This window comes from Candidatus Methylopumilus planktonicus, assembly GCF_000981505.1.
Taxonomy (GTDB): Bacteria; Pseudomonadota; Gammaproteobacteria; order Burkholderiales; family Methylophilaceae; genus Methylopumilus; species Methylopumilus planktonicus.
Map to the genome: position 1 here is coordinate 186379 of NZ_LN827929.1, position 20477 is coordinate 206855.

19 protein-coding genes and 2 pseudogenes are annotated in these 20477 nt (G+C 39.0%); all 21 read left to right on the forward strand.

All coding sequences use genetic code 11. The annotated features are described in order from the left end of the window. Position 1: 1 nt before the first annotated feature. On the forward strand, positions 2-691 hold the full coding sequence (gene rplA, locus BN1208_RS01035; protein WP_046486938.1) for a 50S ribosomal protein L1: 690 nt from the start codon (positions 2-4) through the stop codon (positions 689-691). Between the two features lie 227 nt (positions 692-918). Beyond that, positions 919-1440, forward strand: coding sequence for a 50S ribosomal protein L10 (gene rplJ, locus BN1208_RS01040; RefSeq protein ID WP_046486941.1), 522 nt, complete (start codon positions 919-921; stop codon positions 1438-1440). Positions 1441-1479: 39 nt separating this feature from the next. Continuing rightward, positions 1480-1860 (forward strand): 50S ribosomal protein L7/L12, encoded by a 381-nt coding sequence (gene rplL, locus BN1208_RS01045; RefSeq protein WP_046486942.1) that lies wholly within the window; start codon positions 1480-1482, stop codon positions 1858-1860. 147 nt (positions 1861-2007) lie between these two features. Continuing rightward, positions 2008-6177 carry a DNA-directed RNA polymerase subunit beta gene (gene rpoB / locus BN1208_RS01050; RefSeq protein WP_046486946.1) on the forward strand — a complete coding sequence of 1390 codons (4170 nt, stop codon included), beginning with the start codon at positions 2008-2010 and terminating at the stop codon, positions 6175-6177. Between the two features lie 11 nt (positions 6178-6188). After that, positions 6189-10436: a DNA-directed RNA polymerase subunit beta' gene (rpoC, locus tag BN1208_RS01055; protein ID WP_046486947.1), complete on the forward strand. Its 4248-nt coding sequence runs from the start codon at positions 6189-6191 to the stop codon at positions 10434-10436. Positions 10437-10554: 118 nt separating this feature from the next. Continuing rightward, positions 10555-10932 (forward strand): 30S ribosomal protein S12, encoded by a 378-nt coding sequence (gene rpsL, locus BN1208_RS01060; RefSeq protein ID WP_046486949.1) that lies wholly within the window; start codon positions 10555-10557, stop codon positions 10930-10932. 33 nt (positions 10933-10965) lie between these two features. Further along, positions 10966-11436, forward strand: a complete 471-nt coding sequence (rpsG, locus tag BN1208_RS01065; protein ID WP_046486951.1) for a 30S ribosomal protein S7 — start codon at positions 10966-10968, stop codon at positions 11434-11436. 28 nt (positions 11437-11464) lie between these two features. Next, positions 11465-13554, forward strand: a pseudogene (gene fusA / locus BN1208_RS01070) (elongation factor G). 23 nt (positions 13555-13577) lie between these two features. After that, a pseudogene (tuf, locus tag BN1208_RS01075) lies at positions 13578-14771 on the forward strand (elongation factor Tu). 52 nt (positions 14772-14823) lie between these two features. Beyond that, entirely contained in the window at positions 14824-15132 is a 309-nt protein-coding gene (gene rpsJ, locus BN1208_RS01080) for a 30S ribosomal protein S10 (RefSeq protein ID WP_046486954.1), read from the forward strand. A 94-nt stretch (positions 15133-15226) separates the two neighbouring features. Then, complete coding sequence (rplC, locus tag BN1208_RS01085) at positions 15227-15871, forward strand: 50S ribosomal protein L3 (protein WP_046486957.1); 645 nt, start codon at positions 15227-15229, stop codon at positions 15869-15871. Continuing rightward, a complete protein-coding gene (rplD, locus tag BN1208_RS01090; protein WP_046486959.1) occupies positions 15871-16497 on the forward strand; it encodes a 50S ribosomal protein L4 in 627 nt (208 codons plus the stop codon). The genes rplC and rplD overlap by 1 nt, the downstream gene beginning before the upstream one ends. Continuing rightward, positions 16494-16805 carry a 50S ribosomal protein L23 gene (gene rplW, locus BN1208_RS01095; RefSeq protein ID WP_046486961.1) on the forward strand — a complete coding sequence of 104 codons (312 nt, stop codon included), beginning with the start codon at positions 16494-16496 and terminating at the stop codon, positions 16803-16805. The genes rplD and rplW overlap by 4 nt, the downstream gene beginning before the upstream one ends. Before the next feature lie 9 nt (positions 16806-16814). Next, positions 16815-17648, forward strand: a complete 834-nt coding sequence (gene rplB, locus BN1208_RS01100; protein WP_046486966.1) for a 50S ribosomal protein L2 — start codon at positions 16815-16817, stop codon at positions 17646-17648. A 5-nt stretch (positions 17649-17653) separates the two neighbouring features. Beyond that, positions 17654-17929, forward strand: coding sequence for a 30S ribosomal protein S19 (rpsS, locus tag BN1208_RS01105; protein WP_046486969.1), 276 nt, complete (start codon positions 17654-17656; stop codon positions 17927-17929). A 1-nt stretch (position 17930) separates the two neighbouring features. After that, positions 17931-18266, forward strand: coding sequence for a 50S ribosomal protein L22 (gene rplV, locus BN1208_RS01110; RefSeq protein ID WP_046486970.1), 336 nt, complete (start codon positions 17931-17933; stop codon positions 18264-18266). Positions 18267-18277: 11 nt separating this feature from the next. Further along, complete coding sequence (gene rpsC, locus BN1208_RS01115) at positions 18278-19075, forward strand: 30S ribosomal protein S3 (RefSeq protein WP_046486972.1); 798 nt, start codon at positions 18278-18280, stop codon at positions 19073-19075. Further along, the gene (gene rplP / locus BN1208_RS01120; RefSeq protein ID WP_046486979.1) at positions 19059-19475 is read left to right on the forward strand and encodes a 50S ribosomal protein L16; all 417 of its coding nucleotides are present in this window, start codon (positions 19059-19061) and stop codon (positions 19473-19475) included. Before rpsC ends, rplP begins: the two co-directional genes overlap by 17 nt. A 1-nt stretch (position 19476) precedes the next feature. Continuing rightward, positions 19477-19671: a 50S ribosomal protein L29 gene (gene rpmC / locus BN1208_RS01125; RefSeq protein WP_046486982.1), complete on the forward strand. Its 195-nt coding sequence runs from the start codon at positions 19477-19479 to the stop codon at positions 19669-19671. A 2-nt stretch (positions 19672-19673) separates the two neighbouring features. Continuing rightward, complete coding sequence (rpsQ, locus tag BN1208_RS01130; protein ID WP_046486984.1) at positions 19674-19940, forward strand: 30S ribosomal protein S17; 267 nt, start codon at positions 19674-19676, stop codon at positions 19938-19940. Between the two features lie 163 nt (positions 19941-20103). Then, on the forward strand, positions 20104-20472 hold the full coding sequence (rplN, locus tag BN1208_RS01135; protein WP_046486987.1) for a 50S ribosomal protein L14: 369 nt from the start codon (positions 20104-20106) through the stop codon (positions 20470-20472). Positions 20473-20477: the final 5 nt, after the last annotated feature.

The following is a 20477-nucleotide window of genomic DNA, read 5'->3' on the forward strand; positions in this document are numbered from 1 at the left end:
AATGCCATTAAATAAAAGAATTACAACATTAAGATCTAAAGTTGATCGTGATAAATCATATCCCGCTCAAGAAGGTCTTCAACTCGTTAAAGAAACAGCAACAGCAAAATTTGATGAATCAGTAGATGCAGTGATTAACTTAGGTATTGATGCTAAAAAATCTGATCAACTCATTCGCGGTGCATTAGTTCTTCCTAACGGGACAGGTAAAACAATACGTGTTGCCGTATTTGCTCAAGGTGCTGCAGCTGAAGCTGCAAAGGCAGCAGGTGCAGATATTGTGGGATTTGATGATCTCGCTGAAAAAATTAAAGGCGGCATGATGGATTTCGACGTTGTCATTGCAACACCGGATGCTATGAAAGTTGTTGGCGCGCTAGGACAAGTTTTAGGTCCAAGAGGCTTAATGCCGAATCCAAAAGTAGGAACGGTAACGCCCGATACAGCAGCAGCAGTTAAAAATGCAAAAGGTGGGCAAGTTCAATATAGAACTGATAAAGGCGGCATCGTCCATTGCACTATTGGTCGAGCATCTTTCTCTGTTGATCAATTGAAAGGTAATTTAGCGGCATTGATTGATGTAATTAATAAAGCCAAACCACCCTCAACAAAAGGTATTTTTGTAAAAAAATTATCGGTGTCTAGCACTATGGGTGCTGGTGTAAGAATCGATTCAACAAGTTTAGTGTAAAGAATTAAAAAAAGCGAAAGCTTTTTTAAAAAGAACTTTGGGTTCACCGATATGAAAGTATCGGTGAAGCTTTCAAAGACCGTAGGTGCTAACAAGTCTAATTCTAGTGATCGTTTGCTAGAGCCTACGCAGATGGCGGTACCCCTAAAGGATAGCATCCTGATAAAGGTCGCCGTAATGTTGGTATTAAGTTTACTTAATACTTAATTTAACGGAAGGAGAAGACCTTGAGTCTTAATCTTGAACAAAAAAAGGCAGTCGTTGCTGAAGTTAATAAGCAAATCGCGGGCGCTCAAGCAGTTGTTTTAGCTGAAAACCGAGGTATTGGTGTTTCTGAGATGACAGCGCTAAGAGTTCAAGCCAGAAAATCAGGAGTATATCTTCGCGTCTTAAAGAACACTTTAGTTCGAAGAGCCGTAGATGGAACTGCATTCTCTGACTTAGCTAATGAAATGGTAGGTCCAATAGTGTATGGCATCTCAACTGATCCAGTTGCAGTTGCTAAAGTGCTAAATGATTTTGCCAAGTCAAACGATAAGTTTGTTATCAAATCAGGAGCAATGCCAAATAAGGTAATGAGCGCTTCAAATATTGCAGCATTAGCTTCATTGCCAAGTCGTGAAGAATTACTCGCAAAATTATTGGGAACAATGCAAGCGCCGATTGCGAAGTTTGTTCGTACGCTTAATGAGGTACCAACAAAATTCGTTCGTGGTTTAGCAGCAGTTCGCGATCAAAAACCTGCGTAATTTTAACGATTAATTTAAATTTTTTATTAGGAGTATTAAATGGCTATCTCTAAAGCTGAAATTTTAGATGCAGTAAGTGCAATGACAGTTCTTGATTTGTCAGAGCTTATTAAAGATATGGAAGAAAAGTTTGGCGTTTCAGCTACTGCTGCTGCTGTTGCAGCTGCACCTGCTGCAGCTTCTGCTGGTGGCGCTGCTGCTGCAGAACAAACTGAGTTTACTGTGATGTTAACTGCTGCTGGCGAGCAAAAAGTAAATGTTATTAAAGCTGTTCGTGAAATCACAGGTCTTGGCTTAAAAGAAGCTAAAGACTTAGTGGATGGCGCACCTAAGCCAATTAAAGAAGGTATTGCAAAAGCTGCAGCTGAAGAAGCACTAGCTAAATTAAAAGAAGCTGGCGCTACAGCAGAACTTAAGTAATGCTAATTAGCATGGCTGACAGCTCGCTGTCAGCCATTGCTTTTTTGTTTTAAAACATTTTTAGGTTAAAACTTATAAAAATTTATAAAACAATATTCTTCGATCTGAAAAGTTTATTGTTTTATAAAAATTACACCAGGAGACGCAATGAGCTATTCCTTTACTGAAAAAAAACGTATTAGAAAAAGTTTTGCTAAAAGAGAGCGTGTGCAAGATATACCATACTTGCTCACCATGCAGCTTGAGTCTTATGCAGCTTTTTTACAGAAGAATACGCATGCCGAACAGAGACTTAGCGAAGGCCTTCAGTCAACATTCAATTCAGTATTTCCTATCACAAGTCATTCCGGTAATGCCCGACTTGATTTTGTCACTTACAATTTAGGCGAGGAAGCGTTTGACGTTAAAGAATGTCAACAGCGCGGCTTAACATATGGTGTTCCATTGAGAGTCAAAGTTCGTTTAACTCTCATGGATAAAGAAGCATCAAAACCAACAGTGAAAGAAATTAAAGAGCAAGAAGTGTACATGGGTGAAATTCCACTTATGACAGACAATGGTTCATTTGTTATTAATGGCACTGAGAGAGTTATCGTATCTCAACTTCATAGAAGCCCTGGTGTATTTTTTGAGCATGATCGAGGCAAAACGCACAGCTCTGGAAAGTTATTATTTTCAGCAAGAATCATTCCTTATCGTGGCTCTTGGTTAGATTTCGAATTTGATCCTAAGGATTATTTATATTTCCGTGTGGATCGTCGCAGAAAAATGCCAGTCACAATTTTATTAAAAGCTTTAGGTTATTCACCAGAACAAATTCTAGAAACATACTACGATTTTGATTCATTCCATGTGACTGCTAAATCAATTGATTTTGAATTGGTCCCTGATCGTCTAAGAGGCGAGATTGCTAAGTTTGATATTGCTGATAAAAGAGGAAATGTGATTGTACAAAAAGACAAGCGCATTACTGTCAAGCATATTCGTGAGATGGAAAAAGCAGGCGTAAATAAAATTACAGTGGATAAAGATTTTATTTTGGGCCGCAAGCTTTCAAAAGCAATTGTAGATAAAAATACAGGCGAAGTCATTGCTAGTGCAAATGATGAAATCACAGAGTCAGTATTGGATAAATTTATTGAAGTAGGTGTAGGGCAAATTCATACACTTTATTCAAATGATTTAGATCATGGCGACTATATTTCTCAAACACTTACCTCAGATGAGGTCCCTGATCAATACAGCGCAAAAGTTGCTATTTATCGAATGATGAGACCTGGCGAGCCACCGACTGAAGATGCAGTTGAAGCTTTGTTCAAAGGATTATTTTTTAATGAAGACCGATATGATTTATCTAATGTAGGTCGCATGAAATTTAATCGAAGAGCGCATCAAAAAGCATACGAACAACATGCAAACTGGTTACAAAGATTTTATAAGCGCGTTGGCCCACAAGGCGAAACTGGTGCAAATATTTTATCGAACGATGATATCTTGGCTGTGATTGGTGTTCTTATTGAATTACGAAATGGTCGAGGTGAAATAGATGATATTGACCATCTTGGTAATCGAAGAATTCGCTCTGTTGGTGAGCTTGTAGAGAATCAATTTAGAACTGGACTTGTTCGAGTGGAGCGAGCAGTTAAAGAAAGATTAAGCCAAGCTGAGGCAGACAATTTGATGCCACATGACTTAATTAATTCAAAACCTATCTCAAGTGCGATTAGAGAATTCTTTGGTTCATCACAATTATCTCAATTTATGGATCAAACTAATCCATTGTCTGAAATTACGCATAAGCGAAGAGTTTCAGCCTTAGGCCCTGGAGGTTTAACAAGAGAGCGTGCTGGCTTCGAGGTCCGTGACGTTCATTCGACACATTATGGCCGTGTATGCCCAATCGAAACCCCAGAAGGACCAAACATTGGATTGATTAATTCACTCGCACTTTATGCAAGAACGAATCAATACGGCTTCTTAGAGACACCTTATAGACGTGTTGAAAATGGAAAAGTTACTGCAAAGATAGACTATCTTTCTGCGATTGAAGAAAGTGAATTTGTTATAGCCCAGGCAAATACTGAGCTTGATAATAAAGGACATTTTCAAGACGATTTAATTTCATGTCGCCATCGCAACGAATTTACGATGTCTTCTGTAGATCCTATTCAATATATGGACGTAGCGCCTGGCCAGATTGTTTCTGTGGCAGCTGCATTAATTCCATTTTTAGAACACGACGATGCAAACCGTGCGCTTATGGGCGCAAACATGCAACGTCAAGCAGTGCCATGCTTGAGAGCAGAAAAAGCAGTTGTAGGTACAGGTATTGAAAGAACAGTAGCAACTGATTCTGGCACAACAGTTCAAGCTAAGCGTGGTGGAATTGTTGATTATGTAGATTCAAGACGTGTTGTGATTCGCGTGAACGACGATGAAGCTGCTGATGGAGAAGTTGGCGTTGATATTTATAATCTAACTAAATACACAAGATCAAATCAAAATACCAATATTAATCAAAGGCCACTTGTAAGAATTGGCAACAAAATTGCAAGAGGTGATGTGATTGCTGACGGCGCATCAACAGACGTTGGTGAATTAGCGCTTGGACAAAATATGCTTGTTGGATTTATGCCTTGGAATGGTTATAACTTCGAGGATTCGATTTTAATTTCAGAGCGCGTAGTGGCTGAAGATCGATATACATCAATTCATATCGAAGAATTATCTGTTGTATCTAGAGATACAAAATTAGGCCCAGAAGAAATTACGCGCGACATTTCAAATCTTTCAGAAAGAATGCTTGGAAGGCTTGATGAGTCAGGCATTATTTATATTGGTGCCGAAGTTGAATCAGGCGATGTACTTGTAGGAAAAGTTACACCAAAAGGCGAGACACAGCTTACACCTGAAGAAAAACTCTTAAGAGCAATTTTTGGTGAAAAAGCTTCTGATGTAAAAGATACAAGTTTGAGAGTGCCATCAGGCATGTCTGGAACAATTATTGATGTTCAAGTATTTACGAGAGAGGGCATTGATAGAGATTCAAGAGCCGAACAAATTATTGATGATCAATTAAAGCACTTCAAACAAGATCTAGCTGATCAATTAAGAATTGTTGAAGATGATACTTTTGGAAGAATCGAAAGATTACTTACAAGTAAAGTCGCAACTGGCGGTCCAAAAGGCTTGAAAAAAGGCGAAAAAATATCTAAAGATTTTCTAGCTTCAATTAATAGATACGACTGGTTTGATATTCGCTTAGGTAATGATGACGCTTCAAAACAATTAGAAAGTTTGAAAGATAATTTAGCAACTGCTAAAGAACAATTCGACAAACGTTTTGAAGAGAAAAAAAGAAAATTAACACAAGGCGATGAGCTCCCTCCGGGCGTTCAAAAAATGGTTAAGGTTTACTTGGCAGTGAAACGTAGAATTCAGCCTGGCGATAAAATGGCTGGACGTCACGGTAACAAAGGCGTTGTTTCTAAAATTGCTCCTGTAGAAGACATGCCGCATATGGCTGATGGTACACCTTTGGATATTGTATTAAATCCATTAGGCGTTCCTTCTCGAATGAATATCGGCCAAATTTTAGAAACCCATCTTGGATGGGCAGCTAAAGGCCTAGGTCTTCGTATCGGAGAAATGCTCAGAGAAGAAGTAAAAATTACTGAAGTTCGTAAATTTTTAGATCAAATTTATAACGACGCTTCAGGTAAAAAAGAAGACATTAAGTCATTAAACGATGATGAAGTTGTAGAGCTTGCTGAGCATTTGAAAAATGGCGTTCCATTTGCCACATCTGTGTTCGATGGCGCATCTGAGTTAGACATTCAATATATGTTAGATCTGGCTTACCCAGATAGCGATCCAAAAACCAAACTGTTGCAATTCTCAGCTAACAAAACGCAAGTTAAATTGTTTGATGGCCGCACAGGCGAGGCGTTTGAAAGGCCTGTCACAGTAGGTTATATGCATGTACTTAAATTACATCATTTGGTTGATGATAAGATGCACGCACGTTCAACTGGACCTTATTCTCTTGTAACGCAACAGCCACTTGGCGGTAAAGCGCAATTTGGTGGACAACGTTTTGGTGAGATGGAAGTTTGGGCGCTGGAAGCATACGGTGCTGCTTATACCCTACAAGAAATGTTGACTGTTAAATCAGACGATGTTGCTGGTAGAACTAAAGTATACGAAAACATAGTCAAGGGTGAGCATAAGATTGATGCAGGTATGCCTGAGTCATTCAACGTGTTGGTTAAAGAAATTCGTTCACTCGCTATTGATATTGACCTCGATAGAAACTAAGGAGATCACAGATGAAAGCTTTATTAGACCTATTTAAACAGGTAACACAAGAAGAAGAGTTTGATGCAATTAAGATTGCATTAGCATCTCCAGAAAAAATTCGTTCATGGTCGTATGGTGAAGTTAAAAAGCCAGAAACGATTAATTACAGAACATTTAAGCCTGAAAGAGACGGTTTGTTTTGCGCAAAAATATTTGGACCTATTAAAGATTACGAATGTCTTTGTGGTAAATACAAACGCCTTAAACATCGCGGTGTCATTTGTGAAAAATGCGGTGTTGAAGTTACTTTATCTAAAGTGCGTCGTGAGCGCATGGGCCATATTGATTTAGCAAGCCCAGTTGCACATATTTGGTTTTTAAAGAGCTTACCAAGTCGTTTAGGTATGGTTCTTGATATTGCTTTAAGAGATATTGAGCGTGTTCTTTATTTTGAAGCATTCATTGTTGTTGATCCTGGCATGACACCTTTAACAAGAGGGCAGCTTCTTACTGAAGATGACTATCTTGCAAAAATAGAAGAGTTTGGCGATGAATTCACCGCAGTGATGGGTGCGGAAGCAATTAAAGAATTGCTCAAATCACTCGATATCAACAGTGAAATTGAAAAATTAAGAACTGAATTAGCTGAGACAGGCTCGGAAGCAAAAATTAAAAAAATTGCTAAGCGTTTAAAAGTACTTGAAGCATTTCAGAAGTCAGGTATTAAACCTGAATGGATGATTTTAGAAATTCTTCCTGTGTTACCGCCTGAGTTAAGACCATTGGTACCACTTGATGGTGGAAGATTCGCTACATCAGATCTGAATGATTTATATCGTCGAGTGATTAATAGAAATAATCGTTTAAGAAGATTGTTAGATCTTAAGGCGCCAGAAATTATTGTGAGAAATGAAAAGCGTATGTTGCAAGAAGCAGTTGATTCACTTCTTGATAATGGTAGACGTGGCAAGGTTATGACAGGCGCTAACAAGCGACCATTAAAATCTCTCGCCGATATGATTAAAGGTAAAGGTGGCCGATTTAGGCAAAATCTTTTAGGTAAGCGTGTTGATTATTCAGGACGTTCAGTGATTGTTGTTGGACCACAATTAAAACTTCACCAATGTGGTTTGCCGAAGAAAATGGCCCTTGAATTATTTAAACCATTTATTTTCCATAAGCTAGAAGTACTTGGCCTTTCTACAACTATTAAAGCTGCAAAGAAAAAAGTAGAAGAAGAGGGACCAGAAGTATGGGATATTTTAGAGGACGTAATTAGAGAGCATCCTGTTTTATTAAATAGAGCGCCAACATTACATCGTTTAGGTATTCAAGCATTTGAACCTATTTTAATTGAAGGCAAAGCAATTCAATTGCATCCCTTAGTTTGTGCTGCATTTAACGCCGACTTTGACGGTGACCAAATGGCAGTGCATGTGCCTTTGTCTCTTGAAGCCCAAATGGAAGCAAGAACTTTAATGCTTGCATCTAATAATGTTTTATCTCCAGCTAATGGCGAACCAATTATTGTTCCATCACAAGATATCGTGCTTGGTCTTTATTATATGACGAGAGACAAAATTGCTGCACGTGGTGAAGGTATGAAATTTAGTGATGTAGCAGAAGTTCACCGTGCTTTTGATAGCGGCTTAGTTGATCTTCATGCGCGCGTGACAGTTCGTATTAAAGAAACTGAATTAGGCCTAGATGGCACAACAACTGACAAAATAAATCGATATGAAACTACAGTTGGAAGAGCAATACTTTCTGAAATTCTTCCAGCAGGACTTTCTTTTGATTTAATTAATAAAGCATTAAAGAAAAAAGAAATTTCAAAATTAATTAATGCAGGATTTAGACGTGTCGGTATTAGAGAGACAGTAATTCTTGCAGATAAACTAATGTATATGGGTTATACCTATGCTACAAAAGCAGGTATCTCAATCAGTATTCATGACATGCTTGTGCCTCCAGAAAAAGAGCAACTCATCGAAGCTGCTGAAGCCGAAGTCAAGGAAATTGAAAATCAATACATTTCAGGCCTGGTGACGCAAGGCGAAAGATATAACAAGGTTGTTGATATTTGGGGTCGCGCCGGTGACAAAGTTGCTGATGCAATGATGAAACGTCTTAAAGAAGAGCCTGTTAAAAATGATGCCGGTGAAAATGTAAAAGGCAAAGATGGTAAGGATCTTTACCAAGAATCATTTAATGCAATTTATATGATGGCTGATTCCGGTGCTCGAGGATCTGCAGCTCAAGTAAGGCAGCTTGCAGGTATGCGAGGTTTGATGGCAAGACCTGATGGCTCAATTATTGAGACACCAATTACTGCTAATTTCCGAGACGGCTTAAATGTTCTTCAATATTTTATTTCGACACATGGCGCACGAAAAGGTCTTGCAGATACAGCATTGAAAACAGCTAACTCAGGTTATTTAACTAGACGTTTAGTTGATGTAACTCAAGATCTTGTTGTAACACAACACGATTGTGGTACAGAAGATGGTTTAGTCACGAAAGCGCTTATTAAAGGTGGTGAAGTTGTTGAACCATTAAGTGATCGTATTTTAGGTCGCGTAAATGCTCTCGATATTTACCATCCAGAAACTCAAGAAGTGGTTTATTCGAAAGGAACCCTGCTTGAAGAGGATCATGTTGAGAAAATTGATGCACTTGGTATTGATGAGGTTAAAGTAAGAACCGCACTCACTTGCGAAACACGACATGGTATTTGCTCTCAATGTTATGGTCGCGATTTAGGTCGCGGTAAATTAATTAGTCTCGGGGAGGCTATTGGTGTGATTGCAGCGCAATCTATCGGTGAGCCTGGTACTCAATTAACAATGAGAACATTCCATATTGGTGGCGCAGTTTCAAGAGCCGCATCAGTAAGTCAAGTTGAAAGTAAATCAAATGGAGTTATTCAATTTACATCTACCATGCGTTACGTTACCAATGCTCGAAATGAGCAAGTTGTAATTTCTCGTAATGGTGAATTAATTATTCAAGATGAAAGTGGCCGTGAAAGAGAGCGTCATAAAGTTCCTTATGGTGCAAATCTAGTTGTTCAAGATGGTAAGTCTATTAAAGCAGGCGGTGTTCTTGCAACATGGGATCCGCACACTCGTCCAATTATTTCTGAGTACGCTGGACAAGTTAAATTTGAAAATGTTGAAGAAGGTATTACAGTTGCAAAACAAATTGATGATGTCACAGGCTTATCATCATTGGTTGTAGTTGATCCTAAGCAGCGCGCGGGCCAGTCAAAAGGTTTAAGACCTCAAATTAAAATCTTAGACACTTCTGGAAATGAAGTTAAATTAGCGGGTAGTGATATATCTGTTAACGTAACTTTCCAGCTTGGTTACATCATTACAGTTAAAGATTCTCAAGAGGTAAAAGTGGGTGATGTGATTGCTCGCATTCCGCAAGAGTCCTCTAAAACGAGAGATATAACCGGTGGTCTTCCAAGAGTTGCTGAGTTATTTGAAGCAAGATCTCCAAAAGACGCAGGCATGTTAGCGGAAAGCACAGGTACAGTTTCATTTGGTAAAGATACTAAAGGCAAACAAAGACTTGTCATTACAGATCTTGAAGGCGTTTCAAAAGAGTTCTTAATTCCTAAAGATAAACATGTGACAGCGCACGATGGTCAAGTTGTTACTAAAGGTGAAACTATTGTGGATGGACCTGCAGATCCTCAAGACATTCTTCGCTTGCAAGGTAGGGAATCTTTAGCAAGATATATTATTGATGAAGTTCAAGACGTATATAGATTGCAAGGCGTTAAAATTAATGACAAGCACATCGAAGTAATTGTTAGACAAATGTTAAGACGTGTCCGTATCACCGATGCAGGCGAAACTTCATTTATTCTGGGTGAGCAAGTCGAAAGAGCAGAATTGTTAACTGAAAATGAATCGGTATTGTCGCAAGACAAAAAACCGGCTGAGTATGAATATGTGCTTTTAGGTATTACTAAAGCATCATTATCTACAGATTCATTTATTTCAGCAGCTTCATTCCAAGAAACAACTCGCGTTCTCACTGAGGCTGCAATTCTGGGTAAGCGTGATGAATTAAGAGGACTTAAAGAGAATGTAATCGTAGGTCGTTTAATTCCTGCAGGCACAGGTTTGGCTTATCATGAAACAAGAAAAGCTGCTGCTGCTGGGGAAAATATGGACCCTGTTGAGGCTCCTCTAGATCAGATCGATGTTCCAATGGAAGAGGCTCAGGAAACTAGCCCTGAAATTGAAGCACCGACTGAATGATAGGTTGACTTTATGCAGGAACCAAAATACAATTTGCGGCTTTTTGGGATCTTCGCGTTTAGCGAAGCGCTCAAATAGTCATTATTAATAGTAAGTTAGAAATTTAAGGATTTAGGCGATGCCAACAATTAATCAGTTAATTCGTAAACCACGAAAAAAAGTAGAGACTAAGAGCAAGGTCCCAGCTCTAGAATCTTCGCCTCAAAAAAGAGGTGTATGTACCCGTGTTTACACAACCACTCCAAAAAAACCAAACTCTGCCTTGCGTAAAGTAGCTAAAGTTCGTTTGACGAATGGTTACGAAGTGATTAGTTACATTGGAGGAGAAGGCCATAATTTACAAGAGCACAGTGTTGTTCTATTAAGAGGCGGACGTGTAAAGGATTTACCAGGCGTTCGTTACCATATGGTTCGGGGTAGCTTGGATACTGCTGGTGTTAAAGATCGTAAACAATCTCGATCTAAATATGGTGCTAAACGACCTAAAGAAGCTTAAATTTTTAGAATACTAAATTAAGGTAAACATAATATGCCAAGACGTAGAGAAGTTCCCAAACGAATTATTCTTCAAGATCCGAAATTCGGAAGCCAAGAGGTTTCTAAATTCGTGAATGTATTAATGACAAGCGGAAAAAAATCCGTTGCTGAAAGATTAATTTATGGCGCATTTGATCAAATTAAAACAAAAACCGGAAAAGATCCTATTGAAGTCTTTTCTCTCGCATTAACAAATTTAAGACCAGTAGTTGAAGTAAAAAGTCGACGTGTAGGTGGGGCTAATTATCAAGTGCCTGTTGAAGTTAGACCATCAAGACGAGTGGCTTTAGCTATGAGATGGCTAAGAGATGCAGCACGTAAAAGAGGTGAAAAATCAATGGATTTACGTTTAGCGGCTGAAATTGCAGAAGCTTCAGAAAATAAAGGCGCTGCAATGAAAAAACGTGAAGAAGTCCACAGAATGGCAGAAGCTAATAAAGCTTTCTCACATTTCCGTTTCTAAACTTATTTAATTAAAAGGTAATTCTAAAGTGGCTCGTATAACCCCCATTAATCGATATAGAAATATAGGAATTAGTGCTCATATTGATGCAGGTAAAACTACAACAACTGAGCGTATTCTTTTTTACACAGGGGTAAACCATAAGATTGGTGAAGTGCACGATGGTGCCGCAACTATGGATTGGATGGAGCAAGAGCAAGAACGAGGAATTACTATTACTTCAGCTGCAACAACTTGTTTCTGGAAGGGTATGGCAGGTCAATTTGACCAGCATCGAATCAATATTATTGATACCCCAGGACACGTTGATTTCACTATTGAAGTTGAACGATCAATGCGAGTTCTTGATGGCGCTTGTATGGTTTACTGTGCGGTAGGTGGCGTTCAGCCCCAGTCAGAAACGGTATGGCGTCAAGCAAATAAATATAAAGTTCCGCGTCTTGCTTTCGTAAATAAAATGGATAGAGCCGGCGCAAACTTTTTTAAAGTTTACGATCAAATGCGTTTACGTTTAAAAGCTAATCCAATTGCACTTCAAGTTCCTATAGGTGCTGAAGAAAAATTTGAAGGTGTTATTGATCTTATTAAAATGAAAGCTGTTTATTGGGATGAATCATCTCAAGGAATGAAATTTGATTATCGCGATATTCCTGCAGATTTAGTTGATACATGTAAAGAATGGCGGGAAAAAATGCTTGAAGCAGCCGCTGAAGCCAATGAAGAGCTAATGAATAGATATTTGGAAACTGGTGATTTAAGCGATGAAGATATCAAAAAAGGTTTGCGCATTAGAACGATTAATTTTGAAATCGTACCTATGTTATGCGGATCAGCCTTTAAAAATAAAGGCGTGCAAGCTATGTTGGATGCAGTGATTGAGTATTTACCTGCTCCTACTGATGTTGCAGCGCTCGTATGTGAAGACGCCAAAGGCCAACCTACAACTCGTAAAGCCTCTGATGATGAGCCTTTCTCAGCGTTAGCATTTAAAATCATGACAGACCCTTTTGTAGGTCAGCTTATTTTCTTCCGCGTATATTCAGGCGTTATTAAATCAGGCGATACCATTTATAACCCAATTAAAGGCCGTAAAGAACGTATTGGCCGTATTCTTCAAATGCACGCAAATCAGCGTGAAGAATTGAAAGAAGTTCGTGCTGGCGATATTGCAGCAGCTGTGGGACTCAAAGAAGCAACAACAGGCGACACTTTATGTGATATTAATAATGAAGTTGTTCTTGAAAGAATGATTTTCCCTGAGCCTGTTATTCACGTTGCAGTTGAACCTAAAACAAAAGCCGATCAAGAGAAAATGGGTATAGCTTTAAATAGACTTGCTCAAGAAGATCCTTCATTTAGAGTGAAGACAGATGAAGAAACAAATCAAACAATTATTTCAGGTATGGGTGAGCTTCATTTAGAAATTCTTGTAGATCGAATGAGAAGAGAATTTGGTGTTGAAGCTAATGTAGGTGCGCCACAAGTGGCTTATAGGGAAGCTATCAAGAAACCGGTTGAAATTGAAGGTAAATTTGTAAAGCAATCTGGCGGTAAAGGTCAATATGGTCATGTATGGCTCAAAATGGAGCCAAATGAACCGGGCAAAGGTTTCGAATTTATTGATGCAATTAAAGGTGGATCAGTGCCTCGTGAGTTCATTCCTGCGGTTGAAAAAGGATTACGAGAAACACTTCCTGCTGGTGTAGTCGCCGGTTATCCAGTTGTAGACGTTAAAGTAACTCTATTTGATGGTTCATACCATGATGTTGACTCAAATGAAAATGCATTTAAAATGGCAGCTTCGATGGCATTTAAAGACGGAATGCGTAAAGCAGATCCAATCCTTCTTGAGCCTATGATGGCAGTTGAGGTAGAAACACCTGAGGATTATTTTGGTGATTTGATGGGTGACCTGTCATCTAGACGTGGCATGATTCAAGGTATGGAAGATAATGCATCTGGCAAAGTCGTTCGCGCTGAAGTTCCATTAGCAGAGATGTTTGGATATTCAACAACCATGCGTTCCCTATCTCAAGGTAGAGCAACATATTCGATGGAATTTAGCATTACACAGAAGCACCAAGAAACGTAGCAGAAGCAGTCGTTAATAAAAAATAAGTTAAAAATCTGAGGATAACATTATGGCAAAAGGCAAATTTGAACGTACCAAACCCCATGTGAACGTTGGCACAATTGGTCACGTTGACCATGGTAAGACAACACTTACAGCGGCAATCACAACGATTCTTGCTAAGAAATTTGGCGGAGAAGCTAAGGCTTACGATCAAATTGATGCGGCGCCAGAAGAAAAAGCGCGTGGTATTACAATTAATACAGCACACGTAGAATACGAAACAGCAAATCGCCATTATGCGCACGTTGACTGCCCAGGCCATGCTGACTATGTTAAAAATATGATTACAGGTGCAGCGCAGATGGACGGCGCAATCCTTGTATGTTCAGCAGCTGACGGCCCAATGCCTCAAACACGTGAACATATCCTGTTAGCTCGCCAAGTAGGCGTACCTTACATTGTGGTCTTCTTAAATAAAGCAGACATGGTGGATGACAAAGAATTATTAGAGCTCGTTGAAATGGAAGTGCGTGATCTTTTTAACGAAGTATGACTTCCCAGGCGACAAAAACACCGATCGTCATAGGTTCTGCAAAATTAGCACTCGAAGGCGACCAATCTGAAATTGGTGAGCCATCAATTTTTTAAATTAGCTGAAGCACTTGATTCTTATATACCAATGCCAGAACGTGCAATCGATGGTGCATTCTTAATGCCAGTTGAAGACGTGTTCTCAATCTCAGGTCGCGGTACTGTAGTGACTGGTCGTATTGAGCGCGGCATTGTTAAAGTAGGTGATGAAATTGAAATCGTAGGTATCAAACCTACACTCAAAACAACATGTACAGGCGTTGAAATGTTCCGTAAGTTACTTGACCAAGGTCAAGCAGGCGACAACGTAGGTGTGTTGTTACGTGGTACAAAACGTGAAGAAGTTGAACGTGGTCAAGTATTAGCTAAAGCAGGTTCAATCACACCACATACAAAATTCGCTGCAGAGATCTATGTGCTTGGTAAAGATGAAGGTGGTCGTCATACACCATTCTTCAATGGTTACCGCCCACAGTTCTACTTCAGAACAACAGATGTTACAGGCGCTGTTGATTTACCAGCAGGCACAGAAATGGTAATGCCAGGTGACAACGTATCAATCACAGTAACACTCATTGCACCAATCGCGATGGAAGAAGGCTTACGTTTTGCGATTCGTGAAGGTGGCCGCACAGTAGGTGCCGGTGTTGTTGCTAAGGTGATTGAATAGTTTTTTAAAATTAATACCGTAAGGTATTCGCTCTTTGGAAAGGTAGTAAAAAATGCAAAGTCAGAAAATTCGTATACGTTTAAAGGCGTTTGATTATCGTTTAATCGATCAATCAGCCCAAGAAATCGTTGAAACAGCTAAAAGAACGGGGGCTGTTGTTAAGGGTCCTGTTCCGCTTCCTACTCGAATCGAAAGATTTGATATTTTAAGATCACCGCACGTCAATAAAACGTCGCGAGATCAATTTGAAATAAGAACTCATCAAAGATTGATGGACATTATTGATCCTACAGACAAAACAGTAGATGCTTTAATGAAACTGGATTTGGCTGCTGGAGTTGATGTAGAAATTAAGTTGTAAAATTTTAAAGCGTTAGGTATAATTCTGCGCTCTTTGCAGAAATCGGTCAATTGTAATCGGTTTCGTTTAATAATAATAATTTAAGGATACGATCATGAGCTTAGCGCTTATTGGTCGCAAAGTTGGTATGACAAGGGTGTTTACAGAGGATGGTACTAGCATTCCTGTAACAGTTCTTGAAGTCTTACCTAACCGCGTGACACAGATCAAAACAATCGCTTCGGACGGCTATACTAGCCTCCAATTAGCCTATGGTGCGACAAAAGCTACCAAGCTTGATAAGGCACTTACAGGACATTACGCTAAAGCAGGTGTAACAGCTGGTATTGGCTTACACGAAACTGCAATCAAAGAAGAAGATGTAGCGAATTTCCCTTTAGGTACAAATATCACCGTAGAAAACTTCAAAGAAGGCCAGCTTGTTGATGTTACAGGTACATCAATTGGTAAAGGTTATGCTGGTGTTATTAAAAGACATCATTTCAGATCAAATCGAGCATCACACGGTAACTCAAGATCACATAATGTTCCAGGTTCAATCGGTATGGCTCAAGATCCAGGCCGAGTATTCCCAGGTAAGCGCATGTCCGGTCATTTGGGCGCTGTGAGAGTTACTACACAGAACTTAGTCATTGTTCGTGTTGACACTTCAAAAAATCTAATCCTAATTAGAGGTGCAGTTCCAGGTTCCAAAGGCGGCGACGTTTTAGTTCGCGCAGCTGTGAAAGTGAGCAAATAATGGAATTAAAATTACTCGATAAAAACGGAAAATCCGCTAAGAAAAGCGTCACAGTTTCTGATGCAACATTTGGTCGTGAATTTAATGAGGCTCTTGTTCATCAGTTAGTTGTGGCATACATGGCTAATGCTCGCGTTGCAACTCGCTCACAAAAAACCAGAGGCACTGTAAAACACAGTACTCGTAAACCTTACGCACAAAAAGGTACAGGTAATGCACGTTCTGGTATGACTTCAAGCCCTATATGGCGAGGAGGTGGTAGAACATTTCCAAATTCACCTGATGAAAATTTCTCTCACAAAATGAATCGAAAAGCATATCGCGTTGGTATGAGATCTATTTTGTCTGAATTAGTAAGGCAAGAAAGGTTAAGTATTGTTGAGGAGTTTAAATTAGAGACCCCAAAGACAAAACAACTTGTCGATAAAATTAAAGATATGGGATATACGCAAGGCGTTTTAGTTTTAACAGATGCATTTGATGAAAATTTATATTTATCATCAAGAAATTTAACTAACGTTATGGTTGTAGAAGCGCAATATGCTGACCCAGTAAGTTTAGTTCAGTTTCCAAATGTTGTTGCCACAGCTGGCGCACTTAAAAAACTTGAGGAGATGCTAGCGTGAGTCAAATAGTTCATACACAAGATCGTATTATTCAGGTTATTTTAGCGCCACAAATTACTGAGAAAGCAACATTCATTGCTGACAAACATAATCAAGTGGCATTTAAAGTAAGAACTGATGCGACCAAATCAGAAATTAAAGCTGCTGTTGAATTAATGTTTAAAGTTGAAGTGAAGGCTGTGACATTACTCAATGTAGGCGGTAAGGTAAAAAGAGCAGGCCGTTCATTTGGTAAAAGAAATGATTGGAAAAAGGCTTATATAAGTCTTAAGCCAGGCCAAGAGATTAATTTTGCGAGCGGTGAATAAGGATAAAAAATGGCTTTAGTTAAAGTAAAACCAACCTCCCCAGGAAGGCGCGCAGTTGTTAAGGTTGTCAATCCAGACCTACACAAAGGCAAACCCTTCGCACCTTTAGTTGAAAAAAAGAATAAGCATGCCGGAAGAAATAGTCGCGGTGTTATTACAATTCGTCATCATGGCGGCGGTCATAAACAAAATTATCGCATGATTGATTTCAAACGAAATAAAGATGGCATTCCAGCAAAAGTAGAGCATCTTGAATACGATCCAAATAGAACAGCAAATATTGCACTTCTTTTATACGCAGACGGTGAAAGAAGATACATTATTGCTCCAAAAGGTGTGGCTGTTGGTGCCGAGTTAATAAGCGGCTCCGAAGCGCCTGTTAAAAATGGTAATGCTATGCCATTAAGAAACATTCCTGTAGGTAGTACTATCCACTGTATCGAATTACAACCTGGTAAAGGTGCGCAAATAGCGCGCTCTGCAGGAACTTCCGTACAGCTTTTAGCAAGAGAAGGTACATATGCTCAACTAAGACTTCGTTCAGGCGAAGTAAGAAAAGTGCATGTAGATTGCAAAGCAACTTTAGGTGAAGTCGGTAACGAAGAACATTCTCTCAGATCTATTGGTAAAGCAGGTGCTATGAGATGGAGAGGCGTTAGACCAACAGTGCGCGGTGTAGTTATGAATCCTGTTGATCACCCACATGGTGGTGGTGAAGGAAAAACTGCGGCTGGTATGCATCCAGTAAGCCCTTGGGGGACTCCAACTAAAGGCTATCGAACAAGAACAAATAAACGTACTGACAATATGCGCGTCAGTCGTCGTCCAGCGAATAAGAGGTAATAGATATGGCACGTTCAGTTAAAAAAGGACCATTCATTGATGCACATTTGGCTAAGAAAGTTGAGGTTGCCTCAGGTAATCGCGATCGTAAGCCAATTAAAACCTGGTCAAGAAGATCAACAATCTTACCTAACTTTATCGGTCTTACCATTGCAATTCATAATGGAAAACAACATATACCTGTAATGATTACAGAAAATATGATTGGACATAAATTAGGTGAATTCGCTTTAACAAGAACCTTTAAAGGTCATGCTGCTGACAGAAAGGCTAAGGTATAAAATGGCTACCGAAGTTTCAGCGATTCTAAAAGGCGTTCGTTTATCTCCTCAGAAAGCAAGATTAGTTGCTGATTTAGTCAGGGGAAAAAAAGTAGATTACGCGCTTAATATTCTTAATTTCAGCCCAAAAAAAGGTGCAGAAATTATTAAGCGAGTTGTAGAGTCTGCAATTGCAAATGCTGAGCATAATAATGGGGCTGATATAGATGAATTGTTTATTAAAACAATTTATGTGGATAAAGGCATTATTTTAAAACGTATCCGTGCTCGTGCTAAAGGCCGTGCAGGGAAAATAACAAAACCAACTTGTCACATTAAAGTGACGGTCGGCAACTAAAGAGAAAAAATATGGGTCAAAAAATTCATCCAATTGGTTTCCGCTTAAGTGTTCAAAAAAATTGGACATCGCGTTGGTATGCTAATAGTAAAAATTTTCCTGCAATGTTGAACAATGACATTAAGGTACGAGAATTTTTAAACAAAAAATTAGCAAACGCTGCAGTAAGTAAAATTGTTATTGAGCGACCAGCTAAAAATGCAAAGATTACAATTTACTCAGCAAGGCCTGGTATTGTAATTGGAAAAAAAGGTGAAGATATTGAAACATTAAGATCAAGTGTACAGGCGCTTATGGGCGTTCCAGTTCATTTGAATATTGAAGAAGTGCGTAAACCAGAGATCGATGCAACATTAATTGCACAAAGTATTGCCCAGCAATTAGAAAAACGTGTGATGTTTAGACGCGCTATGAAAAGAGCAATGCAGAATGCAATGAGGTTAGGTGCTCAAGGTATCAAAATTATGAGCGCTGGCAGATTAAATGGTATTGAGATTGCAAGAACAGAATGGTATAGAGAAGGCAGAGTGCCTCTTCATACATTAAGAGCTGATATAGATTACGGCGTGGCTGAAGCGAAAACAACCTATGGAATTATTGGCATAAAAGTTTGGGTCTTTAAAGGTGAATTATTCGTAGACAACACAAAAGGAACTTCACAGACATTATTTGCTGTAAATCCAGCAGTTGAAAAAACTGAAGAAGAAAAAAAACTCAGAAAACCAAGAATCAAAAAAGATGAAACAGTAGCAAAAGAACCAGAAAAAAAAGTGAGAAAGTCGAGGGCTAAAGATGTTACAACCGGCTAGACAAAAATTTCGTAAGATGCAAAAAGGCCGAAACAAAGGCATTGCAACAACAGGAAACAAAGTAAGTTTCGGTGATTTCGGTTTGAAAGCTATTGGACGAGGACGTCTAACAGCTCGTCAGATAGAAGCTGCGCGTCGAGTGATGACACGCCACATTAAGCGTGGTGGCCGAGTATGGATTCGTATATTCCCCGATCAACCAATTTCAAAAAAACCTGCTGAAGTTCGTATGGGTAACGGTAAAGGCAGTACCGAATACTACGTAGCTCAAATTCAGCCTGGAAAAATGTTGTATGAGATGGATGGAGTAACTGAAGCATTAGCGAGAGAAGCATTTAAATTAGCAGCAGCTAAGCTTCCAATTGAAACAACCTTTATTACTCGTCATATCGGAGGCTAATATGAAAACAGCTGATTTAAGAAAAAAGACAACCGAAGAATTAGGTACCGAGTTATTAGAGTTAAGAAGAGCTCAGTTCTCATTAAGAATGCAATTGGCAACCCAACAATTAAACAAGGTTGATCAAATTGCGAAAATTAAACGTGATATCGCAAGAGTTAAAACAGTTCTTGGCGAGAAAGTTAAACAGGCTTAAATATGACTGATACAAAAAAAGTTATTAGAACCTTTACGGGCAGAGTTGTTAGCGACAAGATGGATAAGACAGTCACTGTATTGGTTGAAAGAAAAGTAAAGCATCCTTTGATTGGCAAGGTAATTGTTAAGTCAAATAAATTTCATGCACATGATGAAAAAAATGAAAGTAAAGAGGGTGATTTGGTCGTTATTACAGAAAACCGCCCTATTTCAAAAACTAAATCATGGGTCGTTAGTAAAATAGTTACAAAGGCAGTTCAGGTTTAGATATAAGAAGTTGAGAATAAGAAACAAATAGCTTATAATGCGAGACTTTTTTGGGGTTCATAAACTATTAAGTTTATAAGCTAACCCCCCAATACTGACCGTAGTATATCGGCTAATTTAAAAGCTGGCCTTAGTAATAACGGATTAAGTTGGAGATAAACTCATGATTCAAATGCAGTCAAGATTAGAAATTGCTGACAATACTGGCGCACGCTCAGTAATGTGCATTAAGGTATTGGGCGGCTCAAAACGACGTTACGCAAGTATTGGTGACATTATCAAAGTAAGTATTAAAGACGCAGCTCCTAGAGGCAAAGTCAAAAAAGGAGAGGTTTATACCGCAGTTGTTGTGAGAACAGCAAAAGGCGTTAGAAGACCAGATGGTTCGTTAATTAAATTTGATGCAAATGCCGCCGTTCTTTTAAACGCTAAATTAGAACCTATTGGAACACGTATTTTTGGACCTGTAACTCGCGAATTGAGAACAGAACGGTTCATGAAGATTGTTTCATTAGCACCAGAAGTTTTATAGGAGTA

Excerpts from the sequence above, each read along its gene's own strand:
- rplA (WP_046486938.1), top strand. The coding sequence starts at position 2 with ATGCCATTAAATAAAAGAATTACAACATTAAGATCTAAAGTTGATCGT.
- rplL (WP_046486942.1), top strand. The coding sequence starts at position 1,480 with ATGGCTATCTCTAAAGCTGAAATTTTAGATGCAGTAAGTGCAATGACA.
- rpoB (WP_046486946.1), top strand. The coding sequence starts at position 2,008 with ATGAGCTATTCCTTTACTGAAAAAAAACGTATTAGAAAAAGTTTTGCT.
- rpoC (WP_046486947.1), top strand. The coding sequence starts at position 6,189 with ATGAAAGCTTTATTAGACCTATTTAAACAGGTAACACAAGAAGAAGAG.
- rpsL (WP_046486949.1), top strand. The coding sequence starts at position 10,555 with ATGCCAACAATTAATCAGTTAATTCGTAAACCACGAAAAAAAGTAGAG.
- rpsG (WP_046486951.1), top strand. The coding sequence starts at position 10,966 with ATGCCAAGACGTAGAGAAGTTCCCAAACGAATTATTCTTCAAGATCCG.
- rpsJ (WP_046486954.1), top strand. The coding sequence starts at position 14,824 with ATGCAAAGTCAGAAAATTCGTATACGTTTAAAGGCGTTTGATTATCGT.
- rplC (WP_046486957.1), top strand. The coding sequence starts at position 15,227 with ATGAGCTTAGCGCTTATTGGTCGCAAAGTTGGTATGACAAGGGTGTTT.
- rplD (WP_046486959.1), top strand. The coding sequence starts at position 15,871 with ATGGAATTAAAATTACTCGATAAAAACGGAAAATCCGCTAAGAAAAGC.
- rplB (WP_046486966.1), top strand. The coding sequence starts at position 16,815 with ATGGCTTTAGTTAAAGTAAAACCAACCTCCCCAGGAAGGCGCGCAGTT.
- rpsS (WP_046486969.1), top strand. The coding sequence starts at position 17,654 with ATGGCACGTTCAGTTAAAAAAGGACCATTCATTGATGCACATTTGGCT.
- rplV (WP_046486970.1), top strand. The coding sequence starts at position 17,931 with ATGGCTACCGAAGTTTCAGCGATTCTAAAAGGCGTTCGTTTATCTCCT.
- rpsC (WP_046486972.1), top strand. The coding sequence starts at position 18,278 with ATGGGTCAAAAAATTCATCCAATTGGTTTCCGCTTAAGTGTTCAAAAA.
- rplP (WP_046486979.1), top strand. The coding sequence starts at position 19,059 with ATGTTACAACCGGCTAGACAAAAATTTCGTAAGATGCAAAAAGGCCGA.
- rpmC (WP_046486982.1), top strand. The coding sequence starts at position 19,477 with ATGAAAACAGCTGATTTAAGAAAAAAGACAACCGAAGAATTAGGTACC.
- rpsQ (WP_046486984.1), top strand. The coding sequence starts at position 19,674 with ATGACTGATACAAAAAAAGTTATTAGAACCTTTACGGGCAGAGTTGTT.
- rplN (WP_046486987.1), top strand. The coding sequence starts at position 20,104 with ATGATTCAAATGCAGTCAAGATTAGAAATTGCTGACAATACTGGCGCA.